Genomic DNA, 8,358 nt, shown 5'->3' with positions numbered 1-8,358 from the left:
TCTGTAAAATCTGGACTTCTGAGCCAGATCGATTCATCCTAAATCCGATCCACCAGATGCCGGGACTGAACACCTAGAGTACCCCCGACCGACATGATGTATGGGAAAATTTGTGGAGCAGGTGTCCAGTGTGGTCTCGTTCAAAGGTTGCCATTTTCCAAAGCAGGCCATTCTTCACGCGGTCTATTTCTACCTGCGATACTCGGTGTCCTTGCGAGATCTGGAGGAGATCCTGGCCGAGCGCGGCATCGCGGTTGATCATGCGACGCTCAGCAGATGGGTGGTGAAATTCTCGCCCCTGGTCGCGATCGAAGCGCATAAGCGAAAGAAGTCCTGCGCAGTTTCCTGGTGCATGGACGAAACCTATCTCAAAGGGCGCGGCCAGTGGATGTATCTTTATCGTGCGGTTGATCGCGACGGGAAAACCCTTGATTTCATGCTGTCTGAATATCGCGACACTGCAGCAGCAAAGACATTCTTCGCGAAGGCATTGGCCGACAACGACATTCCGTTGCGGATCGTGATTGACAAGAGCGGAGCAAATGCTGCCGGAATCAGTGAAGTAAACAAGATCCTCAAGCGATTTGGGTGCCCAACCAAGATCACCACAGTGAGATCCAAGTACCTCAACAACCAAATTGAGCAAGACCATCGCTTTATCAAACGGCGAACGCGACCGATGCTTGGGTTCAAATCCTTCCCGTCAGCGGCAGCGACGCTCGATGGCATCGAGGTCGCTCAGATGATCCGAAAGAAACAGTTCGAATTGGAGGGCGATGGTTTCGCGCAGTTTGCGACTCTCGCCGGATAATTGTGTCCGGTTAATAGGATAATCTTCAGCTAAGTGCGAGTTTGCGACAGAGCCAGAATACGCGGCATTCCGTTCCCCAGACCCGGATCGCCGAAACCCGAGGTCGGACTGCCAACTAGAAAAAGGATGTCAATCGACCGACAATCCGACAGATTACGTTCAATCTCGAACCGGGCATTGGCACTTTAGCTGACTATTCAGCTGCTTTCAATCGCAAGCGACCAGTAAAATACCTCTTACCCCGCGATCTCATTCGCGGCCCTCAGAGGTTCGATCACCGAGGTCAGGCACACCATCGGAAAACCGTCAAACAGTGGAAATCCGATTTCTGGCCATTTCTCTGTCAGCATGTTTATTTACTATCAGGAAAAATAGGTGCTATTTTAGTCCGAATTGGATTGTGTATTGCGCCGCACCTGCTTGCAGAACCAAATTGGTCAAGTGTAGCAAGACGTTGAAAGTGTGGAATTGAAAAAAAACGACAAAGAAATGGCGGCAAATCTGACACAGGACCCACATTCCGTTCGTTCGGGTGACAGAGAAAAAGTTCTTGAAGTTGCCATTGGCCGCGAGGTTCGCGCCTTTCGCAAACAGCAAAACATAACGGTCGCGGAATTGGCTCAGCTGACCGGATTGTCGATTGGCATGCTGTCAAAGATCGAAAACGGAAATACGTCGCCTTCCTTGACGACACTACAGTCGTTGGCTGATGCGCTTTCGGTTCCTCTGACAAGCTTCTTCCGACAGTTCGAAGAGCGTCGCGAGGCGGTTCACACAAAAGCAGGTGAAGGCGTCGAACTGGAGCGAGAGGGAACACGCGCCAACCACCAATACAATCTGCTGGGACATATTGGTGCCAATGGCTCAGGTGTGATTGTAGAACCTTATCTGATTACGTTAACTGCCGAGTCCGACGTGTTCCCAACTTTCCAACATGGCGGCATCGAGACGATATACATGTTGGAAGGCGAGGTGGATTACCGCCACGGGGACCAGAAATACCCACTAAAGCCAGGTGATACCCTGTTCTTTGACGCCGACGCACCGCATGGTCCGGAACGGTTGGTCAATCTGCCAGCGCGCTACATTTCGGTGATTAGCTATCCGCAGACAAATTGATCGACTTACGCAGCAAGAAATCCGTAGGTCTGCCATAACCGTCGTGGCTGCCTGTGCTCACAATCGTAAACCCCAACCTTGAGAAGGCACGATGGTTTTCAGCAAGTTCCACGCGCGTTTCCAGTTCTAACGCGGGCAGACCAAGCTCTGCTGCACGGATTGCGGCATGATCAACCAACGTGCGGCAGATACCCTGCCCCCGCATGCCTTCCTTCACGGCCAACTTTCCCAGATACAAGCTGTCGGATTTAGGTGTCAGAAACATGCACGCAAAAAGCGGTCGGCCGATGGCCCAGATTTCACCACCGCTGTAGCAATGCGCCTGCATCCCTTCCACGGTTAAACGGTGGACGGAAGACGGAGGGTCGATCCGGCCATCCATGAACTGAAATGACACACGAAGCAGTGCAAGCGCATCATACAATGCGAAGCCATCGCTGGGAATGAGCCAAGGCGTTTTGTCCGGATCAGTCATATGAGCCAGGAAGTTTCTCTAAGCCAGCTTACTTTTCAAGGGCGGTTCCGTTTCCAAATCCGGCCAGATTCCTGGAGAAGTCGGCAGCCCGTCATCAAACTGGCTGAGATAGTCCAGCATCATCGGGCGGTTGTCGATAAACCCTTTATAGGTGGCCAGTTCTTCGGGCAGATCTCGAATGACCCTGTGCAGGCGGCGACCCCATTTGGGCACTGTCATCAGATCCTGGAAACTGCACAGATAACAACGGATCGGGAACACCAGCGCGTTTGATCGCGGCAAGCGGAAGAAGGTTTGCAACTCAACCCGAAGATGCTGCTTGTGGGCAATGTTCTCCGGTGTCAGCGTGGTTTTCTGGATGCCCCATTTGTGGTAGTTCTCCGGGCTGGTATCCAGCAGCGGGTTCACCGTCATCGTCCAGTTCAGACGCCGCGCCGGTGCGCCCTGTTGAATGTTCAACAGGAATTTCAGCGCACGCTGGAAAATCCCCATCTCATGGGCCTTTGGAACTGGCGCGTGCCATTCGAAAAAGTTCATGCCGATGTCGAAATCCAGACTCCAGTCGGCTTGGGTCGTCACCATACCGGCATCCATCCACAACATCTCGTCGCGCTGATCCAGCACGGCGAAATCGCCCTGTGCCTGTCGGGTGATGTATTCCATCGGCCCGTAAGGCAGCGTGGTTTCATCCATGAAGGTAAAGCTGTGATCGATACCCATCGGCTTGTTGATCCAACGCCACTGATTGCCGTTGCGATGCAGTTCGAACAGGTCCGGGTAATCCTCGGATTTGCTGGCCATGATCAGTTCCAGCAAGTCCCAACCCGCCAAGGTCATATGCGGCAGCGATTGGCAGCGCAGCGGGTCCTGATCCAGAACCATTGCCCGATCTTTCATCTCGGATACGTAATGCTCGTCGACATCAAACCGCATTTCGTACACCGATCCTTCGGGACCACCCCGGTGCTGCTCCATGTTGACAGAATACATGTAACTGTCTTCGTGGAACGGGAACGGAAAGCGCTTGATCGCCCATTCCGAGTTGTTAAATGTATAGTCGTCGCGGAAGGTTTCGTCGTTGAATTGAATGGTCATGTTGGGCCTCCTATCAGCGGTCCAGCACGAGGGACTTACCCTCGAAACGCGATACGCAGGGCATGATTCTCTTGCCTGCTGCCTTCTCCTCATCGGTCAGCCAATGATCGCGGTGCACAAAGTTACCTTCGTGATCCAGCACCACGGTTTCACACTGGCCACACGCCCCGCCCCGGCACAGATACGGCGCATCCACGCCTTCGCGTTCGATGGCCTCAAGCAGGCTTTCATTTTCACCGACATGAACAATCTTGTCCGATTTCGCCAACCGAACCTCGAATGGCTTGCCGGGCTTGGGTGCCAGGAATTCTTCGTAGTGGATGCAATCCTCTGGCCATCCCTCGGCCGCCGCCGTGTTGCGGACCCAGTCGATCATGCCTTTGGGGCCGCAGACATAAACATGGGTGCCCAAAGGCTGACCGCTCAGTAGGTTTTTCAGGTCAATCGCTTGGTTCTGGTCGTCATAGTAGAGATGCGTCTCGTTCGGATGTCTGTCCGTCAGTTGATCGGCGTAAGATGCCAGTGCGTGGTTGCGGCAGGCATAGTGCAGCTCCCAATGGCCATGTAGCACGTCCAACTGTTTGATTTGTGCCAGAAACGGGGTGATCCCGATTCCACCGGCCAGAAACAGGTGTTTACGCGCACGAAGGTCGAGCGAAAACAGGTTGACCGGATAGCTGATGGTCATTTCATCGCCCAACTTGACCTGTTGATGCATGAACAACGAGCCGCCCCTGCCCTCATCATCGCGCCGTACAGAAATCGTGTAGGACGACTGATCAAACGGGTCAGACATCAAGGAATAGGGATTGAGGCGCGTGATGCCGCCATCCTGCATTTCGACCACAGTATGGGCACCGCCCGAAAAGGTCGGCAGTTGCCCACCGCCTACGCGTTCGAACCGGAACCGTGTCACCAGCTCGTTCAGCGGGGTGATCTCAGTCACTTTGACTTGAATTTTCTCGGCACCGCTCATTCATAAATCCCCTTCGGCTCAGGCACGTTGCCGTGATCCTCGGCATCAACGCAGACCCCCTGATAAGCCGCGTGACGGCGGGAATAGTGATCGCGCACAAACAGGTTCAACCCGCAATGCGCGCAGACAAACGGATCAACCTCGACATCTTCGGTGATGCCCTTGCAGTGCACACATTGCATCCGGCGCGCGACGGACCCGCGATGTTCGGTCTGGATCGCGGTATGCGGCAGGCCAACGGTCATCACCTCGCTCATGGCCTGACCCATCATGCCTTCGGTGCCGGTCAGATAGACCTGCAGGCCCATATGCGTGTCTTCCAGCACCCGGCGAATGCGTTGCAGCGAGGCCTCATAAGACGGGCCCTCGTAGAACTGCGCAGAGTTCAACGCCCGCAACCTTTCAGCGTAGCCCGTCCCCTTCGGAATGTAGATCAGATGGGTTTTAGCCATCAGGTCGGGTGTCGCGATGTCAAGAATGGCTTCGGCCCCTTCAGCCTCGGCGATCATGAGATGATGTTCACCTGAGCGAACCTCTAGCGTGCCCCAGACCGGGCGGCTTGTGATTGACTTGGGAAATTCGAACTTTGACATTTTGCCCTCGGATAGGAAAAGGGCGCCACGGTGTGCCCGTCGCGCCCCTTGATAATCAGCCCTTTGCGGTTCTGATGGCTTTGTCCTGGTCGTAGAACGGCATCTCTTCGGCAGTTGCTGCTATCTCGGTGCCATCGCCGTTGCGGACCGTCAGCTTGGTGCCCGGTGATGCGCAGGCCACCGGCATCCGCGCGATACCGACATTGTGTTGGTTCACCTCGGAATACATGCCAAAGGTGACAACACCGACCTTTTCGCCATTTTGCAACAGGTCCGCGCCTTCATCCGCCGGGGTTGTACCGTCCAGCTTGACGCCGTAGATCTTGAACCGTTCCTTGCCTTGCGACGCGTAGTGGTTTTCGGCCCCGATGAACCCAGTTTTTCCGGGTGAAACGGTGAACTCCAGACCCAGTTCCCACAGCGTATCACCGCAGGTTTCGCCATCAAACGGATAGGTTTCCGAATTATCACCGGGGTAGAACAGCAGATAGCTTTCGGTGCGCAGCAAGTCGAGCGTCGAGAACTGGACCGGAACAATTCCCATATCCTTGCCCTCGGCCAGAATATTGTCCCACAGATGCACGGCGTGCTTGGCCTGACAGAAAATCTCATACCCGCGCTCACCGGTATAACCGGTCCGCGAAATCATCACCGGGCAGCCATAAAGCTTGGTCTGCATGATGCCGAAATAGGCCAGATCACGAATGCCGGGGATATGTTTGGCCAGGAAATCCACGGCAACGGGCCCCTGCAATGACATGTCGTGCATGTCATCGTCAAAGATGATCGAGCAGTTCTTGCCAGCCGCAACCGATGTCAGCTGCTCCATGCCGGTGCCGGTGCCGTGCACAACCAGCCACGTATTCACCGACAAACGATAGATGATGCAATCATCGATGAACTTACCTTCGGCGCTCAGAATCGAGGCATAGGTCGACCGGCCCGGCATGATCTTTTCCACGTTCCGCGTGGTAACGCGATCAATGACATAGGCGGCATCTTCGCCGACCACGTGCACCTTTTTCAGGCCCGAAACATCCATAAGACCCGCTTTGGTTCGAATGGCCTCATAATCTGCTTTGGCGCGTTCTGGGCTGTGGTCGTAGAACCATGCGGTTCCCATACCGTTCCAGTCTTCAAGTTCGCCACCGATCTCGGCATGGCGCTGCGCAAGGGCGGACGTCCTCCAAAGAATGGCCATGGTTCAGCTCTCCCGTTGATTGCTTTTTGTTGACCGTATTGAGGCCGATGTCAGATCGAAAATCAATACTTCTGTGCAGAATTTTTTCCTGATGGGAATATTTGCCTTCAAATTGTGAACCCTGAAATCAGGCTTCCAGGATCTATAAAGTCTTTTTTTGCATATGATTACGGCAAGAATCGACCCTTCAAAATGTGGGTACGACACGACCGTTAAAGATGTTTGCCCCACATATCTATTGACAGGTCACCATTGAGATTGTCCCTTGAGTGGATAATATTTCCCAGCAGGAAAGTCGCCGGAGAGAGACCTCCTGCTGCAACAATAGGGAGACTACGAAGTGGATGGCAATCTAAACGCACTCACGACGGTCTTTACCGAGTTTTACTACTGGGTAACGGTCGTTTTCATGTTCCTCATCCATGTGGGCTTTTGCATGTACGAGGTCGGCGCCAGCCGAGCCCGTAACCATATGCACACATTGATGAAAAACATCATGATCATTCCTCTGGTAACGGTCACATTCTTTTTCTTCGGTTGGTGGATCTACTGGGCTTTTCCAAACTTCCCGTTCTGGGGTGGTCTGGACACTGAAGCGGGTGCAGCGAACCTGCCTTGGGCCAATACGATGGCGACCAATCTGGACGACAGAATCACAGGGGTGTTCTGGGCCGCGTTCCTGCTGTTCTCGTGGACTGCCGCCTCGATCGTTTCAGGCTCTGTGATTGAACGGATCAGATCTTCGGCCCTATGGGTACATGCGGTTCTGATCGGGTCGGTCTTCTGGATCATCGATGCCGCATGGGGCTGGCACTATGCTGGCTGGATGGTGCGTATTCTTGGGTACCACGATGCCTATGCATCGGGTGTTATCCATGCAATCGCGGGTGGTTATGCGCTTGGCGTGATCATGGTTCTGGGCCCCCGCCTTGGTAAATTCGCCAAGGATGGCACGCCGAGGGATATTCCGCCGCACAACCCATGGCTGCTGACCATCGGGATTTTCCTGATCTACACCGGTTTCTGGGGATTTTATGCCGCGTGTAATGTGCCCATTATTGCTCCCGAGGTTATTGACGGCCAGATCACCGGCGTAACCTGGACTGCAACCAACATCTATCTGGCCCCGACCACGTTGTCGGCAATCACCTTCAACTTCCTGATGTCGCTGTCGGGTGGGTTGATGGCTGCCTATGTGGTTTCCAAAGGCGACGCCTTTTGGACATTCTCGGGTGGACTGGCCGGTATTATCACTGCCTCGGCGGGGAATGACCTTTATCACCCCATTCAGGCGATGATCATCGGTGCGATCGGTGTCGTGATTGTCTACAAGCTGCACTACTGGGTCGAACGCCGGTTCAAGCTGGATGACGCTGTTGGTGCAGTCGCGGTGCACGGGTATTCCGGTGTTGTCGGTTTGATCATCGCAGGTATTGTCCTTTGGGGTGTCCCGTCATCGCCATACGAAGGTTATGCCACAATCAACCCAATCGGCCAGATCACCGGTGCGGTCATCATGTTCTTTGTTCTGGGCTTTATGCCCGGTTGGATTGTGGCCAAGCTGCAAGCCGCTGCTGGAGTTCTCCGAATTCCTGAAGAGGTTGAACTGCAAGGCCTCGATTACGCTGAACACCATGCCTACGAAGACGCCAAAGCGGCGATCATCGAAGCTGACAAGCGTGAACTGGCCGCCCGTGCCAGCGTAGCCGCGAAGTAAGGGAGAAAGATATGTCAACGAATGGATATACAAGTTGGGCCGTTGATCTTGCCGAAGTTGGGCCAGTCTACCCTTTCCAGGGTTACGAAGTTCTGATGGTCATCATTGGCGTGGTCTTCTGGATTGGCTGGCATCGCATCCAGTTCGTCCGGGAAGGCGAACACCTTGAGAAGGCCCGCCACACCGGCGACGAAGAGAAGGTGAAGGCGCAGCTGGAACGATACTGATCCAACTATAAATACCGGCAACGGGCGTGATTTCTGATTTCACGCCCGTTGCCCCTAAGGAAAAAAACTTTCCTACCATTATTGATGCCTTGCAGATTTGTTGCTACCGTCGAATCGTAACGAAACAAACAAGGAGATCTGCCA

The 8,358-nt window shown here is 54.1% G+C and carries 9 protein-coding genes; 4 read left to right on the top strand and 5 right to left on the bottom strand.

The annotated features are described in order from the left end of the window. Positions 1–100 precede the first annotated feature (100 nt). Positions 101–811: an IS6 family transposase gene (locus tag HW561_RS22975; RefSeq protein WP_176867687.1), complete on the top strand. Its 711-nt coding sequence runs from the start codon at positions 101–103 to the stop codon at positions 809–811. Positions 812–1,300: 489 nt separating this feature from the next. Then, a complete protein-coding gene (locus tag HW561_RS22970; protein WP_176867688.1) occupies positions 1,301–1,930 on the top strand; it encodes a helix-turn-helix domain-containing protein in 630 nt (209 codons plus the stop codon). Here the strand turns inward: HW561_RS22970 and HW561_RS22965 are convergent. From HW561_RS22965 to HW561_RS22945, 5 genes are read right to left on the bottom strand one after another with little or no spacing between them, the layout of a single operon-like run. Further along, a complete protein-coding gene (locus HW561_RS22965) occupies positions 1,908–2,405 on the bottom strand; it encodes a GNAT family N-acetyltransferase (RefSeq protein WP_176867685.1) in 498 nt (165 codons plus the stop codon). The genes HW561_RS22970 and HW561_RS22965 overlap by 23 nt on opposite strands. 18 nt (positions 2,406–2,423) lie before the next feature. Further along, positions 2,424–3,500: a heme-dependent oxidative N-demethylase family protein gene (locus tag HW561_RS22960; RefSeq protein WP_176867683.1), complete on the bottom strand. Its 1,077-nt coding sequence runs from the start codon at positions 3,498–3,500 to the stop codon at positions 2,424–2,426. 13 nt (positions 3,501–3,513) lie between these two features. Continuing rightward, positions 3,514–4,476, bottom strand: a complete 963-nt coding sequence (locus HW561_RS22955; RefSeq protein ID WP_176867681.1) for a PDR/VanB family oxidoreductase — start codon at positions 4,474–4,476, stop codon at positions 3,514–3,516. Beyond that, the gene (locus HW561_RS22950) at positions 4,473–5,069 is read right to left on the bottom strand and encodes a dimethylamine monooxygenase subunit DmmA family protein (protein WP_176867680.1); all 597 of its coding nucleotides are present in this window, start codon (positions 5,067–5,069) and stop codon (positions 4,473–4,475) included. The genes HW561_RS22955 and HW561_RS22950 overlap by 4 nt, the downstream gene beginning before the upstream one ends. A gap of 55 nt (positions 5,070–5,124) precedes the next feature. Further along, the gene (locus tag HW561_RS22945) at positions 5,125–6,270 is read right to left on the bottom strand and encodes an aminomethyltransferase family protein (RefSeq protein ID WP_176867679.1); all 1,146 of its coding nucleotides are present in this window, start codon (positions 6,268–6,270) and stop codon (positions 5,125–5,127) included. A 340-nt stretch (positions 6,271–6,610) separates the two neighbouring features. On the opposite strand from HW561_RS22945, the gene HW561_RS22940 reads away from it, so the two are divergent. Continuing rightward, positions 6,611–7,987 carry an ammonium transporter gene (locus tag HW561_RS22940; protein WP_176867678.1) on the top strand — a complete coding sequence of 459 codons (1,377 nt, stop codon included), beginning with the start codon at positions 6,611–6,613 and terminating at the stop codon, positions 7,985–7,987. 11 nt (positions 7,988–7,998) lie between these two features. Then, positions 7,999–8,214, top strand: coding sequence for a hypothetical protein (locus HW561_RS22935; protein WP_120634259.1), 216 nt, complete (start codon positions 7,999–8,001; stop codon positions 8,212–8,214). The last annotated feature ends 144 nt before the right edge of the window (positions 8,215–8,358 follow it).

Origin of the sequence: Ruegeria haliotis (assembly GCF_013377785.1) — a bacterium.
Lineage (GTDB): Bacteria > Pseudomonadota > Alphaproteobacteria > Rhodobacterales > Rhodobacteraceae > Ruegeria > Ruegeria haliotis.
Note: the sequence above shows the minus strand (reverse complement) of the source record. Positions and strands in the feature narration are given on the sequence as shown.